16 protein-coding genes are annotated in these 16,700 nt (G+C 64.7%); 8 read left to right on the top strand and 8 right to left on the bottom strand.

Annotated features, from left to right (window positions below; translation table 11 throughout):
* Positions 1-4: 4 nt before the first annotated feature.
* Entirely contained in the window at positions 5-1,375 is a 1,371-nt protein-coding gene (locus ABZT49_RS13640) for a 2-hydroxycarboxylate transporter family protein (protein WP_355286582.1), read from the bottom strand.
* A gap of 173 nt (positions 1,376-1,548) precedes the next feature.
* Here ABZT49_RS13640 and ABZT49_RS13635 point away from each other — a divergent pair, with 173 nt between their 5' ends.
* From ABZT49_RS13635 to ABZT49_RS13610, 5 genes are all read left to right on the top strand, one after another.
* Positions 1,549-2,448 (top strand): LysR family transcriptional regulator, encoded by a 900-nt coding sequence (locus ABZT49_RS13635; protein WP_355286581.1) that lies wholly within the window; start codon positions 1,549-1,551, stop codon positions 2,446-2,448.
* Positions 2,449-3,401: 953 nt separating this feature from the next.
* Entirely contained in the window at positions 3,402-4,049 is a 648-nt protein-coding gene (locus ABZT49_RS13630; RefSeq protein WP_355286580.1) for a hypothetical protein, read from the top strand.
* A 104-nt stretch (positions 4,050-4,153) separates the two neighbouring features.
* Positions 4,154-4,489, top strand: coding sequence for a DUF3768 domain-containing protein (locus tag ABZT49_RS13625; RefSeq protein ID WP_355286639.1), 336 nt, complete (start codon positions 4,154-4,156; stop codon positions 4,487-4,489).
* 1 nt (position 4,490) lies between these two features.
* Complete coding sequence (locus ABZT49_RS13620; RefSeq protein ID WP_355286579.1) at positions 4,491-4,880, top strand: hypothetical protein; 390 nt, start codon at positions 4,491-4,493, stop codon at positions 4,878-4,880.
* Between the two features lie 429 nt (positions 4,881-5,309).
* Entirely contained in the window at positions 5,310-5,966 is a 657-nt protein-coding gene (locus tag ABZT49_RS13610; protein WP_355286578.1) for a hypothetical protein, read from the top strand.
* Positions 5,967-6,074: 108 nt separating this feature from the next.
* On the opposite strand, the gene ABZT49_RS13605 is transcribed toward ABZT49_RS13610, so the two are convergent.
* From ABZT49_RS13605 to ABZT49_RS13585, 5 genes are all read right to left on the bottom strand, one after another.
* Complete coding sequence (locus ABZT49_RS13605) at positions 6,075-6,473, bottom strand: hypothetical protein (RefSeq protein WP_355286577.1); 399 nt, start codon at positions 6,471-6,473, stop codon at positions 6,075-6,077.
* Between the two features lie 281 nt (positions 6,474-6,754).
* Positions 6,755-8,497 carry a DUF927 domain-containing protein gene (locus ABZT49_RS13600; RefSeq protein ID WP_355286576.1) on the bottom strand — a complete coding sequence of 581 codons (1,743 nt, stop codon included), beginning with the start codon at positions 8,495-8,497 and terminating at the stop codon, positions 6,755-6,757.
* A 468-nt stretch (positions 8,498-8,965) separates the two neighbouring features.
* Positions 8,966-9,898 carry a hypothetical protein gene (locus ABZT49_RS13595; RefSeq protein ID WP_355286575.1) on the bottom strand — a complete coding sequence of 311 codons (933 nt, stop codon included), beginning with the start codon at positions 9,896-9,898 and terminating at the stop codon, positions 8,966-8,968.
* Positions 9,891-10,709 (bottom strand): hypothetical protein, encoded by an 819-nt coding sequence (locus ABZT49_RS13590; protein ID WP_355286574.1) that lies wholly within the window; start codon positions 10,707-10,709, stop codon positions 9,891-9,893. The genes ABZT49_RS13595 and ABZT49_RS13590 overlap by 8 nt, the downstream gene beginning before the upstream one ends.
* A gap of 89 nt (positions 10,710-10,798) precedes the next feature.
* Positions 10,799-11,707, bottom strand: a complete 909-nt coding sequence (locus tag ABZT49_RS13585; RefSeq protein WP_355286573.1) for a hypothetical protein — start codon at positions 11,705-11,707, stop codon at positions 10,799-10,801.
* A 203-nt stretch (positions 11,708-11,910) separates the two neighbouring features.
* Here ABZT49_RS13585 and ABZT49_RS13580 point away from each other — a divergent pair, with 203 nt between their 5' ends.
* Positions 11,911-12,381, top strand: a complete 471-nt coding sequence (locus ABZT49_RS13580; protein ID WP_355286572.1) for a hypothetical protein — start codon at positions 11,911-11,913, stop codon at positions 12,379-12,381.
* A gap of 270 nt (positions 12,382-12,651) precedes the next feature.
* A complete protein-coding gene (locus ABZT49_RS13575) occupies positions 12,652-13,293 on the top strand; it encodes a hypothetical protein (RefSeq protein WP_355286571.1) in 642 nt (213 codons plus the stop codon).
* A 254-nt stretch (positions 13,294-13,547) separates the two neighbouring features.
* Here ABZT49_RS13575 and ABZT49_RS13570 read toward each other — a convergent pair whose 3' ends face one another.
* Both ABZT49_RS13570 and ABZT49_RS13565 read right to left on the bottom strand, forming a co-directional pair.
* Positions 13,548-14,495, bottom strand: a complete 948-nt coding sequence (locus ABZT49_RS13570; protein ID WP_091748287.1) for an alpha/beta fold hydrolase — start codon at positions 14,493-14,495, stop codon at positions 13,548-13,550.
* Positions 14,496-14,716: 221 nt separating this feature from the next.
* Positions 14,717-15,571, bottom strand: coding sequence for an alpha/beta fold hydrolase (locus ABZT49_RS13565; protein WP_091748284.1), 855 nt, complete (start codon positions 15,569-15,571; stop codon positions 14,717-14,719).
* A gap of 129 nt (positions 15,572-15,700) precedes the next feature.
* On the opposite strand from ABZT49_RS13565, the gene ABZT49_RS13560 reads away from it, so the two are divergent.
* Complete coding sequence (locus ABZT49_RS13560) at positions 15,701-16,618, top strand: LysR family transcriptional regulator (protein ID WP_060851045.1); 918 nt, start codon at positions 15,701-15,703, stop codon at positions 16,616-16,618.
* Positions 16,619-16,700 lie beyond the last annotated feature (82 nt).

Raw genomic sequence — 16,700 nt, 5'->3', positions numbered from 1 at the left:
CGCATCACAGAACCTTGAAGTGGGCCATCGCCACGATGGCGGCGGTGACGGTGAGGGCCCCGCCGATGCGGGTGGCGACCTGGGCGAACGGCATCAGCTCCATCCGCTCGGCGGCGGTGAGGATCATCACGTCGCCGGTCCCGCCGAGCCCGCTGTGGCAGGCATTCACGATCGCCGTCTCGATCGGGTACATCTTCAGCAGGCGCCCGACGTAATAGCCGGTGGCGACCAGCGCGATCACGGTGGCGACGATCGTGACGAGGTTGGCCGGATGAAACGCCTCGACCAGCTCATGCCAGGGGGTGAGCGCCACCGCCGTGCAGAACAGCAACGGGTAGGTCACCGCGATCACGAAGAAGCGGAACACCACGCGCGTGCCTTCCGCCAATGGAGCGGGCACACCGTTGAGGATCTTGACCGCCACGATGAGGAACAGCATCGCCACCGGAGCCGGCAGGCCGATGAGCGAGTGGATCAGCGTGCCCAGGATGTAGATCGCGACGCCGGTGATGCCGCCGGCCGCGACCGTGGCCACGTCGATGGACGTGGTGTTGCTGTGCGCCGCATCGTGCTTCTCAGGGTCTCCCACCTCGCCCGGACCGGGCTGGAGCTGGCCGTTTCCGGTGAGGTCCGGACGGCGCCTGCCCAGCGTGTTGAGCGCCCCGCAGACGACGATCGCCACGAGGTTGCCGAAGAACACCAGAGGCAGGATCTGGCCGAGCATCCGGCCCTGGTCGGCGCCGAGCGCCTCGGCGTAGCCGACCGACAGCGGGATCGCCCCCTCGCCGACGCCCCCGGCCATCACCGGCACGACCACGTAGAGGATCGAACGCCAGAAACCGATGCCGACGAGCCAGCCGACGCACCCGCCGACCGTGATCCCCGCGAGCGAGCCGAGGCCGAGCGGGATGAAGATCTTGGCGAAGCCCTGGATCAGCACCCGCCGGTCCATGCTCAGGATCGAGCCGACCACGACGGCGGTGATGAAAAGGTAGATGAAGTTCGTCGACTTGGTGAAGGCGGTGACCGACTGCACCAGCGGCGCGGGCAGGAGCTGGTGCGCCACGAGGAACGACGGCAGGAAGATCGTCACGAGCGACGAGCCGCCGATCGCTCGCAGGAACGGGATTCGCCGGCCGATCTCGGCGCAGGTGAATCCGCCCGCGACGATCACGCCGACCATCACGGTGACCTCGCCGGAGATCTTGCCCTTGATCGAAAAGGCAGTGATCAGGACGAGCAGCAGGACGTAGACGGGCAGCGGAATGATGCCGATCCGCGTCTCCATCGCCTGCGTCCAGAGCGTCTTTCGTGATCTGGTCGGCTGCTCGACTGCGGACGCAGCCGAGGATCCGGAGGCGATGGGCAGGCTCATGGTTTCCTCCGCGATATGATTCTTTGCTGTTGTCGGGTCGGGTTCTCCCGCGCCCCTCGCACCCGGATCGTTGGCCGAACGAGGTCGAGGCGCCGGGTACGGCGACACCCCTTGTCATCGGCGCGATAGCTCGAGTAAAACGAATTTATCGCATCAATTCATGATTGGTTGGCATGAAGCTGCCCGCAGACGGCGTTCAGGCCTTCGTGCTGATCGCGGAGCTCGGCAGCTATCATCGGGCCGCCGAGGCACTCGGGTTGACGCAGACGGCGCTCACCCGGCGCATCCAGAAGCTCGAAGGCTTCCTCGGACTGACCCTGTTCGACCGCACCACGCGCGCAGTGCGGCTCAGCTCGGTCGGAAGCGAGTTCCTTCCCCTCGCGACGCGCCTCATCGCCGATTTTACGCAGGGTATCGAGCGCCTGCGCGCAACCTCGCGCCTCTCGGTCGGCGATGTGACGGTGGCCATGCTTCAGTCGGTCGCGTTCCGGCAGTTGCCCGACGTGCTGAACGCCTACGCGCGCGACTATCCGCAGAACCGGGTTCAGATCCTCGAACGCTCGGGTGTGCTTGTAACCGAGGCCGTGCGTCAGGGCGAGGCCGATTTCGGCATCCATATCCAGCAGGACGATGATGCGGATCTCATCGAGGATCAGCTGATGCGCGACCCGCTCGTTCTGGTTTGTCACCGGGGCCATGCGCTCGCCGGCACCGAGGCGATCCGGTGGGCGGACTTGAGTGGCATCGATCTCATCACACTGGGCGGCGCGAGCGGCAACAGGCGCCTCGTCGAAGCGGAGCTGACGGCCGCGGGTCTTCCGGGGCGTGGGCGTTTCGTCGTCGAGAGCACACCGACGGCGATCGCCCTCGTGTCAGCCGGCGTCGGGGCAGCGATCCTGCCGGCGGCGTCTAGGGCGACCTCAGTCGTCGAAGAGTTCGTCGAGGTACTGCTGACCGAGCCCGTGATCCATCGCACGATCAGTCTCGTGCGACGGCGCAACGTCTCCCTGACGCCGGCCGCGTCGGCCTTCTACACCGTGTTAAAGACTCGTCTGTCCGTCGTGTTTGCTTGAACTGTCTTCCGCGGATAGCTATGGATCAGATGGGCGTCTTCACCTTCGAATCTTGCTCGAGACACCAAAAAATGGCTTCGCAAGGCCGTCGGCCTGTCATCGTGGACTCACGCGAGACACCACATACGCGCTTAGTACAAAGCGCTGCGTCGAAACAGAAAATTCAACGACAGGCGGCTGATCGCCAGCTTCGGCAGCTGCACCTTGCGAGACAGCCTCACAAAAACGTAAGTGTCATTGCATATTTCACGAAATCGAATATGTGAGTAATACTCGCCAGCGGACATGCGCACCTCGCGATGTCGTTGGCCGTTGAGAGCTCTTAGTTGCAACGAGCCATGCTTACAGGGCGGCATTCTGCCGTCCACCGAAGGACAAGCCTGCACCGTTGACCGAGCAGTAATTGCGCAATCGCGCCATCTGGTTTGAACGTTCATTGCGTGACGGGTTACGACATGCCGATAGCGTGACTGCCGCACGCAGATCCACTTCTCCTTGCCAAGAGGATGTCTCAGCCGGCAGCCTCAGAAAATCCGCAAGGGGTTATGAGCGTGGATTGGTTGGGCACAGCTGAGTGTTTGCGTAGGGTCATAAGTGGCGGTTCGGGGCGGCTTTTCACAAGGTACGCTGAAAGCGCAATGCCGACACCTGCCGCTCTCAATAAAAGACGGTATGTAGCCGAATTCTTAAGTGATAAAATGCCTAAAATTGCTGAAAAAATTATATGCATTGATTTATCTGTATTTCTATGTCATAGTGCTGTTGTTGATTGACTGACCGGTGCGCCGCACTGGCGCTGATCAACGTTAGCCACGGAATCCTTTGATGCACCAGCGACCACCCTCCCACGCCCGGCGTCGATCGCCGCCGCTGCCCCATCAGCGCGATCTCCACTTCAGCCTCTCCGCCAAGGCCCCCACTCCGGGGGCCTTCTTCGTTTCAGGAGCCTGCTGATGAGCGCCAAACCTGCTTCCCAGGTCGTCGCCGAAGTGCCGCTGCGGCCCATGACACCGGCACTCGTCCTGTTCGGCCGTGATGATGGCGGCCGGCCCCGGGCTGCCTGGTTCGATACCAGCGAAGCCAAGCTCGCGGCTCACGCAGCCGAGGTGATGAACCTCCGCATGGTGCAGCTCGCCGACGATGAACAGCGCGCCTTCGCTGATCAGTTCACCCACGGCCGGGTCTTCGGCAGCGGCCGCGCTTTCGTGCCCTACGTCCGACGAGACCTCTTCCCCCGCCTCCTCGAGCTCGCCGGCGTTCGAGCAGACCCCGACGCCCCGAACCCGGCCACAGGGGCCAAGGAAGGCCCACCAGCGGCCGCGAACACACCAGTGAGTGCGAAGCCCCGTCCACCGGCCGCCCCTCCGCCGCCCGCTCCGCCCGGCCCATTCGTCGGACACAAGCTGCCTCGCGACCGCGACGAGATCGGCCTCGGCAGCGTCGTGCTCGCCCACGAGGGGCCCGACGAGGGCTGGTGGGAGGCGGAGGTGATCGGGATCAACGGCACCGTCCACTCGCTGCGCTGGCGCGACTACCCGACCCAGCCCACCATCCTGCGCCGTGCCGACGAACTCGCGCTGCTGCCGCCCGGCAAAGCCTAGCCGTTCCGCGTCCCGCACCTGAGCCACAGAGCTGGCTCGGGTGCCCAGCGGCAGGCCGCCCGGCGCCGTAGCCTACCTCCCTTCCGACATTCGAGGCTCTCATGCTGACCACCGTCCTCGACGTGGATCGCACCCGCGCGCTCAACGACATCCTCCGCCGCTCTCTCTCGGGCGGCCTGCTGATGCTGACCGCTGGCGTCATCGCCCTCGGCCGCGAGCGCCAGCAGACCATTCTCGACGCCATCGCCGCTTACGACGACTTCACGCCCGACAACGATCCCCGCGGCGAACACGACTTCGGTGCGCTCGAGGTTGCGGGCGAGCGGGTGTTCTTCAAGATCGACTACTACGACCGCGCGATGACGGGGCACTCCCCGGATCCGGCCGACAGCAGCATCACGACGCGGATGCTGACAGTCATGCTGGCCGGGGAGTACTGACGTGGCCAAACGCAGACTGGCGGCTTCGGCCGTCCCTACCCCCGGGCCATGGATGGTGCGCGGTGAGGCCGAACCAGGCGCATTGCCCGCGCAAACCATGCTCGGAGTTGAGCCGGCGGTCGAGGATCGCCCAGGTGGCTGGCCCTACTTCATTCGGCGGGACGCGCCCGTCGAGCCCGGCGGCTGCCCGCTGCATATCGCGACCGGTATCCAGCGCCTCGCCGACGCTCGGCTAGTCGCCGCTGCGCCGGATCTCGCGGAACGGCTGCTCGCGCTGCTCACTGCGCCAGCCCTCGGATCGCGCGACCTCGACGCCCGGACCCGCGCGGCGATCGACGCAGCTTGGGCGCTTCTCGTTCGGGTCTCACCGCAACTGGAGATCGGTGCATGAGGCGCCCGACGCGACAAGCGCACCCGGCGTTCCCGACTCGGTTTCGATGTTCAGCCGGACTTTGTGCGCCGCCCGGCCTGCAATGGCATCGGCGGCACGGCCCCGGCTTCGGGTTCGATGAACGGCGTCGCGACTGGCATCGCGAGGGCGACCGCCATCGCCTCCTACGTCGAGATCGTCACGTTCTCCGAGCCGCGCTCGACCTGCCCGACATAGGCGCGGTCGATGCCAGCCGCGAGCGCCGGCCGCTCCGGCGACAAGCCTCGGGCGACGCGCAGGCATCACAAATTCCAGCCGATGAGTGCTCACGCCTCCACCGCGCGAGAGAGCCAGAACCGCGGCCTGACAAACGGCTGATCAACAGTCCGACACTACTCGCACCCAAGGGCTTGGCTGCAGGCCGTCGACCCACTTCAAGGAACCTCCGTCATGCTGCTGTCCGCCTCCGGGGCCTACTTCCTTGTTGCCTTGATCGCTGCCGTGGTGAGCTACATCGTGGCTCACCGAAAGGGCCTCAACGCCGTCGGCTGGGCGTGGGCCTCGCTGCTGTTGATCGTCCCCGCGGCGATCCTGCCGTTTGTGCGCTCGCGGCAGAAGCCGGAGCAGTCGAGTGGCGTCCCAGACGAGACCTGGCGGGCCCTCCTTGCCTACGATCCCGACTTCAAGGCGACCGTGGTGCAGCTCGCTCCCTACGGGGCGCCTGCCCTCGACGAACTGCGGCGGGCGTGGGCGGCGGTACCCGACAAAGGGGCGTTGCCGGCGATGGTCTCGGCCATCGAAGCACGATGGTCGGGCTACACGGCCGCGGGGCTGACGCACATCGAGACCAGGAACGGGGTCGCGGTGCTGCAGGACGCGGCTGGCCGGTACCATGTCGGTGAGCGTCAGACCGCTGACCTTGGCACGGCGCGCCTCATCGCTTCTGCGAACGCGCGACGTGCGCGCACGTCCTCGGTGATCGGCATCATCATCGGAGCAACAGCTCTGGTCGCCGCATTGACCAGTGGTGGTACGGTGAGCGCCCAAGCCGAGGCGGCCGGGATGGCGCTACCAAATTGCAGGCCCTCCACTCGCTACGTCAGCTGACTATATGTATTCGAAGTAAAAACGGGGCACGCATGATGCGTGCCCCGTCTTACTATCTGCAATCATTGCATCCAAACAGAACCGGGCTCTAACAGCGATACCGGTGATTCACTCAGGAAAATTTGGCACGTCGATCAGAAGGCTCTCGATGTAGGTGATGAGATCGTCCTCATCCATCGTCTCCGGGGTCATGCCAACCCCAGCCAACGCCATCGCCAAAGCTTCCGGTTCCAAAAACGTGCGGGCTTCTCGAATGGCGACGGCGAGCAGTTTGCTTGTTACCGTCAATGAGTCTGCGCGTCGCAACCAGCTGCCGGCAACCCACTCCTGCAGCTCTGAGCGTGCTGCGATGACGGCCTGGGTGGGAGGGGCGATCGGATCCTGGCGTCGAGGCGCCTTGGTGCGACGGACGCCGCGAGCGTGGGGTTCGCCTTTGGTGTCCTTGCTGGTAGTTGGACGCGCGGTTCGCGGGTTCTTTTGTACAGGTTTTTGTGTTGAGCGGGCCATGCTTGACTCCTTTCTGTATGTCGATCGGTTCATAGCGGCTACTTGTTAAATAGCTCTAAGCTATAAATACAAGTGGATGAGGCCGCAGCATCGATCTATTTTCTGTCGGCAGCGTCAGTATATGTCGATTGATCTAGACAGAAATAGCTCATGCGAAACAGCGCTGACAAAGCCTCCTCATCATAGGCAATTTACCGGGTATGCAAACGTCGGCTGATCTTAATACGGCAGATTTCATTGAGGCCCTGCCGGCCCCTGTAGTTGGGGGCCGGCAGCCAGCCTCACTTCGAGGTCGGCACCGTGAACACGATGCACTTCACCTTGGCATTGGACCAGCGTGGCGTCGTCACCGCCCACTCGTAGCCCCGGCCCACGGGGTACTTCCCCGCGTCCGTCTTCACCAGCGCGCCTTGCTCGTCGAGCCACGCAAGGACAGCGTGGAGATGAGCCCGTTTGGTGCCAAACCAGCGGACAAACTCGGTGGAGCGGATCGCCACCACCTCATGCGGACCGTCGGCCATCCGGAAGCCGGCATCCATCTTGGACTGGGCGTCCTGCTTCCGCGGGAGGGTGGTATCGCTCAGGCGTTGGTGCAGGATCGCCTTGGCCTCCTCCAGGATCGTGTCCCGCAACCGGCTGACCTTGAGGCCGTCGCGGAAGCAACCTTTGACCGCCTTTCGAGCGGCGCGCTTACGCCAAGGCGACGGCAGCAAACCCATATCGATGGCTATGCAGATACCCGCATAGATAGCTCCGAAGTTGCGGGCAGCATGGTTCACGGCCCCGTCGACATCCTTCAGGAACAAGCTGGCCACAAACTCATCGACATAATATTGGGCGCGAGCCTTGAGTTTGTCACCAAGGTCGATCAGTCCGCGCAAGTAGGCGTCGAACACAACGCCATGGTTCGCCTCACATGCCTCTCGCATCTTGGCCATTTGCCGGTGAGCCCAACGGGTGAAACCTTCATCCGTCATGCCCGGCGGCCGCTGGTCGAAGATCGTCGCGTTGCCGCTATGCACGGCCGGCACGTCGAGACAGCGCGGCTCCTCACCGCCCTGACGCGTTGTCCCGACCCGCATGGCTAGCGCCTCGACCGCATGCTCGGAGGACAGCACGTAGACCAGCGACCAACCCGAGGCGGCTACGTCGCTCGCGTAAATCGACACATCCGCCCGTGTCTTGTCCTTGCCCTCGCTGAAGCCGTAAATCATCGGGCTGATTTTGTTGTAAGCGTCTCGTCCGAGCAGGCCGGCCTCGTTGATGAACAATACGATGTCGTTGCAGGTGATAGCGATCTGATCAAGCCCGACGATGGTCGCCTTGAAGCTCGGTAACGCCCGCTCCGTGCCCAAGCCGATGATCGAGCCACCGGCGATCTGCGCGGTAGACTTGCCGACCTTCGTCTTGCCGTACAAGTTGATGCCGAATGACTGCATTCCGAGCACGCGCAGGAGCGGGCCGGCGAAGGCTGCCCCGAGCATCAGCGTGGCTCGCGTCGACCACCGCGCCCGGCGAGCGACACCCTTCTGCCACCCCTCGACGGTGCCGGCGCTCGTGAACACGATCTGACGCTTCTTACCGGGCTGAGGCCGCGGCGGCAGGACCTCCACGATGCCCGGGATAGCTCCGACAACATGGGTCGGGCGAACGAACAGGTTCTGCTCACCCCGGTACCATCCGGGCTGAGCAGCATGGCGCAGGTAGCGCGGCGGTCGCGTCTCGATGGCGGCGTCGACCGCATCCAGCGACGCCTTGTTCGTCAGCCCCGCGTTGTGCTTTCGCAACTCGGCCATGACCTTTGCGGACTTCTCCGACTCTTCGGACGGCACATCCGCGGTCACGGGCTCGCCGAGATCGGATTGAGCCTCGAAGCGATCATAGGCGGTGTTGGTCGCCTCATCGACGACCCGAGCCGTTTTGATGACACTCGGTTGCCGCGGGACCCTGCGCCAGTTGGGGTTGATCGTCTTGCGCTTGGGAACACGCCCAGGCTTGTAAACGACGAGGGCTTTGCTTGGCATGTTAATCTCCTAGTCAGCGTGCCGCCCGTGCCACCCGTGCCGGGTGGCGTTGCACGTAGGTTCTTGGGGGGTGGCACGCCCGGCACGGGTGGCACGCTGTCTGAGTGAGCTATGGCCGGGCGGTTCACGGTGAAATCGGCGTGCTGCAGTTCACACCGTTTCCCAACTCCCATTCATTCTGATCGGCACGATCCTCGAGGAGGCGGGCGTCAAAGTAAGCTGATGAGTGGGGCTGGATACTTACAACTCAGCAACTACAACAGTAGTTCCCCAGCAATTTGCTCATAGAGCATGATGTAGCAGCAACGGAAATTTTTGCTGCTGCTGTGCTAGGCGCAATTTCAATCTTCGATGTCGTGCACTTCGTGGTGAGAGAGGCGCGTACTTCGAGGTTGGAGACGCACTTCCTACCGGAGGGGGTGCACGGGACCGGGGCCAGAGCCTAAAAACCATAGGGCTGGCCCTCCTCTAGGTCGTCGGGACGAGTCTCAGGCGCCCCGTGTTGATCGGTTTGAAGTCCAGGCCGAGCAGGATGATCCGCCCCGTCAGCCCCGCTCGATCGAGCGCCCGGACCGCCTGGATCCGCTGCTCGACGGTGAGGGAACGATTACGCGTGGTGCGCACCAGCCCCCGCTTCGCATCCGCCCGCAGGATGGTCTGCCGCCGCTGAAACTCCGGCTTGTGCGCGTAGGCGACCGCTGCGAGGTTGCCGTCCCAAGGTTTGGTACGCACCGGTCGCCGGATCGCCTCGGAGGCCGGGATCAGCCGCTTCAGCGCCGCCTGCGCCGCCGGGGCTTCCTCCGCCCGGATCAAGCCGTAGAGGTGCACCGAGGCATGGTCGGCGAACCGCTCGTCCTTGGGCAGCGCGTCGCGGTGGTCCTCGTTGAAGCTCACGTCGAGGCCCAACACCCCGACGGTCACGCCCGCCGCCCGTAACAGCGTCTCCGCCTGCGCACGGGCCCCGACGAAGTCAGCTTCCCCATCCCGGCGGCTGACCGGCAGGATAATCGACACCGTCACCCAGGCTCCCTTTGGCCCACCGGCGGTGTGGTGACCCACGGTCCGCACCAGCAGACGCTGCAGGGCATGGGCGCAGTCCGGGCAGGCCGGGTGGAGGCAGCGCCGCTGCAGCCGGCCGCGCCGGCACCCCGCGATGATCTGGCCCACGGCCGCCAGGTCGGGGTGCGCCTGTCCGTGCTTGCGCAGCCAGCGGCGGCGACGCTTCTTCTGGATCCGGATCTCGGCCCGACGCGGGCTGCGTTTGCCGCGCTGCCCCCGTCCAACGGTCCAGGTCACCGCCTCGGTGTTGAAGCCCACCCCCGCGGCCATCGCGACCGCGACCGCGCGCTCGGTGGTGGGAAGGGCCAGTGGCCCTCCCCCCTTGGTGTTACGGTCAGCCATGGGCGACCTCCGCCGCCTGAGCGGCGTCGGACTCGGCCATCCGGAGCTCGTCGGCGAGGAGCAGCAGCGACCTCCACAGGCGCTCCACCAGCACGCTCCGCGCGCCCGGCTCGGTCAGGGCGGCCAGCAGGGTCGGGTACACCACCTCGGGTAACTCGACCGCCTCCTCGGCCGGGCCATCGGCCCCGAGCAGACGCAGCTCGAGCCGGGGCGCCTCGCTGTCCGAGGAGCCCAGGCCCTCAGAGGCGGGAGCCTCGGCCCGCGCCCGCGGTGCCGTACCCGCCGCGAGCTTCGCCGCCCGCCGCTGCGCGGCCACCTCCCGCTTGCACTCCGCCACCGTGACGTTCTCGACCCAGGCGGGGAACCCCTCGACCGTGATCTGCTCGGACTGCGCGAACAGCAGGACCGTCGCCCAGTCCGAGCACAGCTTCTCCTCGTGGGTATCGTCCGGGCGAGCAGCGAGCTTAATCGCGATGAGCGCCGAGTTTTTCTCTGTCGCCTTTGTCGTCTTGATGCTGCCCTCACGAGCGACACGGACGATCTGATCGGGGTCGTTGTGGATCAGGAGGTGCAGCCCGTAGCTCGGCAGCAGCAGCTCGTTGACCCGGCGCTTCCAGCTGTCGCCGAAGAAGCCGTCATCACCCCCGATCGCCTGGCAGGCCGCGCAGGCCTCGTTGATCGCCACGATCGTGCTGTGCTCGTCCGTGGGAGCGGTCAGGGGGCGGTCGACCAGGTTTTCGTTCAGAACGAGAAGGTCAGGCGCTCGGTTGCTGTTCTCGTCAGCGGGCAGGCTCGGGATCGTGTCCAACATGGTGCAGCCTCCAGCCCTCGAATTGAGGGCCTGGCCGTCGTACCGCACCGCTCTCGGCGAGGTGGTTCGCCTAGAGCGCAAACCACCTGCTAAGTATCTGTTTCTACTGTCTCAATCGCCTCACGCAGCTCCTCAGAGAGGGGCGAAATCGGTACTTCGACGGCGGGGACCGGCTGTGTGAGATCGAGGGCCAGGAGCCTGTAGCCGCGCCCCTCCAGCCGCGCCTTGATGAATTCGTACTGACCGAAAATCCGACGCAAACCGTCCACGTCGTTGGCCTCCGCCAACAGCTTGCGGGCAAAGGAGGCCTTCTCTACTTCTCTTGGTCGGAAAACTCCGCCGTGAAAATGCCGCAGCCAGACAAAGCCAGCGATAAAATCGCCCTTATCCTTGTACTTCTGAGCGGTTGATAGACCGCGCAATCCCTTATAATATCGTCTTATAATATCATGCGCCTCCGTTCCTGCTTTTGGTGTAAATACACGCTTAGCTGTGGTCCATCCACCTTTCAGCTTTGATCCTTCGATCATCTCCCAGCGGAGAGAGACATCGTATAACGGTACGTATCTCCGCTGCTGACGACGGCGATTTCGCAGTTTGATGTCCAGGACGCGGGGCCGGTGGCCGGTCGCGATTTTCTTGAGGCCAGCCGGCGTCCTTAACACACGACCGAGCACGTCTCTCGCATCTGAATCGTCTAAAATATTTAATCGAGAATTTCCACCAATACATCGCGTCTTATGCATATACCATAGCAACTTCATTGCGCTACAAACACAGGCTGAGGCGAGCAAATCGCTGGATATCGCAAGCCACCGATCTGGAAACTCCTTTTTCTGACGCTGTCGGTCGTTTAGTTTTCGCCCAAACAAGATCGCGATTTGCAGTTCATATAAGCGGATAGCGCGCAAGTATGGTGAATTGCTGATATCGAGTATGTAGTTGCCTGCAGCTGAGACGTCATAGAGGCGGTATAAACCACTTTGCGATTTTGCCATGCCATCCTCGAGCCTTGCAATGCGCATAACCGGCTGCTGAGCCTAAATCTTGGATCCAATTACGTCCTACAACCCGCCGCATGCGCTTACCCTGAAAGTGCTCGCGATCCATGGCAGCAGCAAGCTGTCCTGGTAGGTCGAGCTTAACCACAGGAGGTGATAGGCTGCCGCCGCACTGAGGCCCAGGGAGCCGGGGAGCAGGGATGCCGATCCGGCCGGAGCACCGCTTCTTCTACCCCATCGACTGGCCCCAGCTCTCCGACGCGATCCGCTTCCGTCGGGCACAGGGGCGGTGCGAAGCGTGCGCCCGTCCACACCTGCAGCGGGTTTTCCACCTCGGCGACGGTCGGTGGTGGGATGCCGAGGTCTCGGGCTGGCGCGATGGCCAGGGCCGTCGGCTCCGGCACCGACTGCGCAACGAAGACCTACTCGCCCGGGTCCGGGTCACGCGGGTGGTGCTGGCGGCCGCGCACCGCGATCACGACACGGCCAATAACGAGAGCGCCAACCTCGCGGCCTTCTGCCAACGCTGCCACATGCTGCACGATCGCGATGAGCATCAGAGGCGGCGCTGGCGGACGCTGTTCCGGCGCAAGGCGTTGGGTGACCTGTTCCAAGGTCCCTACCCCATCACTGCAACAGCGCCGGAAATCTTTAAGCCAAGATCGCGCTGACGTTTACGGCGCCAGCCGCGCTCAAATGCGAGCAGCATCTGCGCCGAAAAGCTAATTTCCCGACACGGTAAAGTGATTGCGTGTGCAAACACTGCCAGCTTGCCTTGGAAGATGCCACAAGCTGGCGCGCGATGCTTCGCGCTAAGATGCACGTCTACGGGCGAGCATATGGTTTGGTGTGTCGAAATAGAGTCGATTGAGCACACCAGCTCAGTGAGCACAGCGACACAGAGCACATTCCCCCTCCCGTCTCACCCAGGAAGCACAGGCATGACTTCACTTTCCTCCCTCCCTACCCTCTCCAGGAGTGACCAGATCAATCGATTGACCCATGGCTATGGGCAGCTCGCCGTGGACCTCGTCGCCGAGGGCTGGGCCCCCTACCTCCTCGTCCTGAAGTTTCGCCACTTAGGCGGGCGCCGCGACACCGTCCTTGCCCAGATGCATCACGAAGCGGAGCGGGCGCACGGGTGGCTGTGCGAGCGGGTGTGGCGCAACGCGAATGCGCCGAGCCGCCGGCCTTGGCGGCCGTACTGGATCCTCGCTCCCGACTACCCCGTCGCGAAGCGCGCGAAGGTCAGCGTCCGCTCCCTGGTCCCCAATGACGGGCTGCATTTGCAGGGCATAGCGGTCATGCCCCCGTGCGGCCGCCTCCACGAACCGCTCAACGAGCACCTGGGCGACCGCGGCGCGCGCTACTGCCCCCGAGGTGGCCCCCTCACGTCGATCACTGCCACGCCCATCGAGACGGGTGATGTCCCGTACGTGAACACCTACAACTTTAAGGCTTTCCCCCGGGGCCGGGCCAGCTTCGACGACATCCTCGTGCTACCCCCCTCCTCGGCTGAGCTCGACAGCGCGCCGCAACCGGCAACGGACCCCTGGCGGCACCCCGTCTTTGTGCGGGAATAAGGGGATCCCCATTCAGCTTGATATTAGGGGGGGGCTGCAGAGGCTGGAATGAAGCTGGTCAGCGTTCGGACAGCGGACGTCTGCAGTGCGCCATATGCGGACTTCCGGCGTACAGCAGCACATGAGCTGCTTGCCACTTGTGAGCGGACATTGCAATCGTCGGCGAATATTTTCGAAAGTGAATGCTGATGACAGCGTCGCCGTCATCCTGATTGAATCCTTGCTGGGCTCAAGGTCGAGTGGCAGTCGCCCGATCACGGCACCGCGGCAGTGATACGGCCGAGGAAGTCCCGAGTCAGTCGCGCGACGTCGTCCGTAGCTTCGTCCAATGCGAAGTGCCCGGCATCAAGGAGATGAAGTTCCGCGTTCGGCATATCACGCAGATAGGCCTCTGCTCCTGGCACGATGAAGGAGGGGTCGTAGCGCCCCCAGAGGATGAGGGCCGGCCGCGGATGCTTGCGCATCCAGGCTTGCCAGGCCGGATAGGATGCGACGTTCGTGCGATAGTCGTAGAGGAGTGCCGCCTGGATCTCCCGCTCGCCCGGGCGACCCAGGATGGCGTGCTCGTCCCTCCATGTGTCCGGGTTGTAGCGCTCGGGATTGGGGCTCGTCCCGAGGTGGCGCTGCTTGGCACCCTCGAGCGAGGTAAAGGCGTCGACCTGCTCGGGATGGGACGTGGGATCGGCCCAGTACCGGGCGATGGCCTGCCACTTGGCGCCGAGGCCCTCCGTGTAGGCGTTGGCATTCTGGATGATCAGCGCGCTCACCCGCTCGGGGCGGGCCATCGCCATGCGGAAGCCGACCGGACCTCCATAATCCTGCATGAAGAGCGTGTATCGTTCGAGACCGAGGTGAGCGACCAATCCCGCCATCGTCGCCGCCAAGTTGTCGAACGTGTAGGCGTATTGCGCGGGCGATGGCGCGTCGCTCTGACCGAATCCCGGGTAGTCGGGGGCGATCAGGTGGTAGCGGTCGGCGAGCAGTGGTAGCAGCGTATCCCATTGCCGCGACGACGACGGGTAGCCGTGCAGTAGCAGGATAGTGGGGGCGTCCCGTGGACCGGCCTCGCGGTAAAAGATGCCGACACCGTCGACCGCGACGCGATGGTACGTCGTCGTGGCCGCAATCGAGGGAAGCGGCTGCGGAGAGCTCTGTCCAAGCATCAGGGCAGTGGCGGCTGCAAGGATTGTCCCTGTCGTCATGGTTCGCCTCCTCGGAAGGTCTCACGGTCTGGTTGGTGAAGAACGACGGGGACGTAGGCTGGCACGCCGAGCCCCCCGCCCCACGTTCACTACCAGCCCCCAGCGGGGCATCGGATCGCGCCTGGCACGCTCAACGGAAAGCGTCCTTTCCGGGACGATTGTCTTGCCCGAACCGGCGGAAAGTCAGGATGGAGCGAGCTACGCCGTCCTGACAATCGTCTTCAGGCATGCAGGAAGTCCGCGATGGCCTCCGCGATGACAGCGGCATGCGTTTCCAGGGCGAAGTGCCCCGTGTCGAGGAAGCGGACCTGCGCATCCGGGATGTCGCGCCGGAACGCCTCCGCGCCGGCCGGCAGGAAGAACGGGTCGTTCCGGCCCCAGATCGCCAGCAACCTCGGCCGGTGCGTGCGGAAATAGGTCTGGAAGGCGGGGTAGAGCGCCACGTTGCTGGCGTAGTCGCCGAACAGGTCGAGCTGGATCTCGTCGACCTCCGGCCGCTGGATGTACCAGGCGTCGAGGGCGCTCCCATCCGGCGAGACCAGCGACGTGTCGGGCACGCCGTGCTCGTACTGCCAGCGGATCGAGGCAGGGGTCAGCAATTCGCGCAGGGCCTGCCGGTTGGCATCGCCCCGGTCCTGCCAGTAACGCTGGATCGGATTCCAACCCTCGCTCAGCCCCTCCTCGTAGGCGTTGCCGTTCTGCGAGATGAGGGCGGTCACCCGCTCCGGGTGCGCCATGGCCACGCGAAAGCCGGTGGGTGCGCCGTAGTCGAAGACGTAGAGCGCGTAGGTCTTCAGCCGCACCACCTCCGTGAAGCGGCCGATGACCTTCGCGAGGGCGTCGAAGGTGTAGGTGAAGCTATCGCGCGGCTTGACCTCCGACAGGCCGAAGCCCGGCAGGTCGGGGGCGACGAGATGGAAGCGGTCCGCGAGCAGAGGGATCAGGTCGCGGAACATGTGGCCGGATGAGGGGAAGCCGTGCAGCAGCAGGAGCGCCGGCTTCGCGGGGTCGCCGGCCTCCCGGTAGAAGATCGAGACGCCGTCGACGTCGGCGGTGCGATAGGTGATCCGGGTCATCGTTTGCCCTCCGGTGCGGGCGTTGCAGCCTGTGCTGCACGCCGTCGGTACGGCCTGGATACCGGCTTGCACCGCTCGGTATAATCAGGCTTATCCGAGAATGACTGTTGCCGGAAATGAGAGAACGCGATGGATCGGCTGGAGGCTATGACGCTCCTGGTCGCGGCCGTGGACACGGGGAGCCTGTCGGCCGCCGGGCGCAAGCTCGGCATCCCGCTGCCGAGCGTCAGCCGCAAGATCGCCGATCTGGAAGCCCATCTCGGAGCCCGGCTCCTCGTCCGCACCACCCGGAAGCTCACGCCGACCGATGCGGGGGCCGCCTACATCGAGGCGTGCCGGCGCCTGCTCGGCGAGGTCGAGGAGACCGAGCGCGCGGTGAAGGGCGAGTACACCGAGCCCCGCGGCGAGTTGACGATGACGGCCCCGCTGGTCCTGGGGCGCCTCCACGTCCTGCCGGTGGTCACCGCCTTCCTGTCCCGGTTCCCCGACATCACCGTGCGCTTCGTCCTGACCGACCGGGCCCTGGACCTGGTGGAGGATCACGTCGACCTGGCTGTCCGCATCTCGCACCTGCCGGACAGCGACCTGGTGACGGCGCAGCTGGGCACGGTCACCCGCGTGGTCTGCGGCTGCCCGACCTTCCTCGCCGCCCACGGAACGCCCCGCACGCTGGCCGACCTCGCCGAGATGCCGTGCGTGACCTTCAGCGACCTGGCCGCCGGTCCGGCCTGGCATTTCGCCACGCCCGACAGGACGGCCGTCCAGGCCGTCCGGGTGCGCTCGCGCCTGCACGTCAACACGGCGGAGGCAGCCCTCGACGCGGCGGCGGCCGGCGTCGGCCTCACCCAGGTGCTGTCTTACCAGGCGGCACCTCTGGTCGCCGCCGGGCGGCAGGTCCTCGTGCTGCGGTCGTTCGAGCTCGACCCAGTCCCGGTCAGCGTCGTCCATGTCGGGCGTGGACGCCTTCCGCTCAAGCTGCGGGCGTTCCTCGACTTCGCGACGCCGCGCATTCGCGCATCCCTGGGTGCCATCGTCGCGTACGCGTAGGAGCCGGTGCGCCGTTCGACTCGAGACGATCGTTTCTCGGGCGATCGAACAGCCGGACACGTCATGGGCATGACAACGTCGC

Origin of the sequence: Methylobacterium sp. EM32 (genome assembly GCF_040593685.1) — a bacterium.
In the GTDB taxonomy this organism is placed as follows: domain Bacteria; phylum Pseudomonadota; class Alphaproteobacteria; order Rhizobiales; family Beijerinckiaceae; genus Methylobacterium.
The sequence above is the reverse complement of the archived record's forward strand: the minus strand, read 5'-3'. Positions and strand labels throughout refer to the sequence as shown.

Excerpts from the sequence above, each read along its gene's own strand:
- ABZT49_RS13580 (WP_355286572.1), top strand. The coding sequence starts at position 11,911 with ATGCCGATCCGGCCGGAGCACCGCTTCTTCTACCCCATCGACTGGCCC.
- ABZT49_RS13630 (WP_355286580.1), top strand. The coding sequence starts at position 3,402 with ATGAGCGCCAAACCTGCTTCCCAGGTCGTCGCCGAAGTGCCGCTGCGG.
- ABZT49_RS13595 (WP_355286575.1), bottom strand. The coding sequence starts at position 9,898 with ATGGCTGACCGTAACACCAAGGGGGGAGGGCCACTGGCCCTTCCCACC.
- ABZT49_RS13575 (WP_355286571.1), top strand. The coding sequence starts at position 12,652 with ATGACTTCACTTTCCTCCCTCCCTACCCTCTCCAGGAGTGACCAGATC.
- ABZT49_RS13565 (WP_091748284.1), bottom strand. The coding sequence starts at position 15,571 with ATGACCCGGATCACCTATCGCACCGCCGACGTCGACGGCGTCTCGATC.
- ABZT49_RS13570 (WP_091748287.1), bottom strand. The coding sequence starts at position 14,495 with ATGACGACAGGGACAATCCTTGCAGCCGCCACTGCCCTGATGCTTGGA.
- ABZT49_RS13560 (WP_060851045.1), top strand. The coding sequence starts at position 15,701 with ATGGATCGGCTGGAGGCTATGACGCTCCTGGTCGCGGCCGTGGACACG.
- ABZT49_RS13635 (WP_355286581.1), top strand. The coding sequence starts at position 1,549 with ATGAAGCTGCCCGCAGACGGCGTTCAGGCCTTCGTGCTGATCGCGGAG.
- ABZT49_RS13590 (WP_355286574.1), bottom strand. The coding sequence starts at position 10,709 with ATGTTGGACACGATCCCGAGCCTGCCCGCTGACGAGAACAGCAACCGA.
- ABZT49_RS13600 (WP_355286576.1), bottom strand. The coding sequence starts at position 8,497 with ATGCCAAGCAAAGCCCTCGTCGTTTACAAGCCTGGGCGTGTTCCCAAG.
- ABZT49_RS13605 (WP_355286577.1), bottom strand. The coding sequence starts at position 6,473 with ATGGCCCGCTCAACACAAAAACCTGTACAAAAGAACCCGCGAACCGCG.
- ABZT49_RS13640 (WP_355286582.1), bottom strand. The coding sequence starts at position 1,375 with ATGAGCCTGCCCATCGCCTCCGGATCCTCGGCTGCGTCCGCAGTCGAG.
- ABZT49_RS13585 (WP_355286573.1), bottom strand. The coding sequence starts at position 11,707 with ATGGCAAAATCGCAAAGTGGTTTATACCGCCTCTATGACGTCTCAGCT.
- ABZT49_RS13610 (WP_355286578.1), top strand. The coding sequence starts at position 5,310 with ATGCTGCTGTCCGCCTCCGGGGCCTACTTCCTTGTTGCCTTGATCGCT.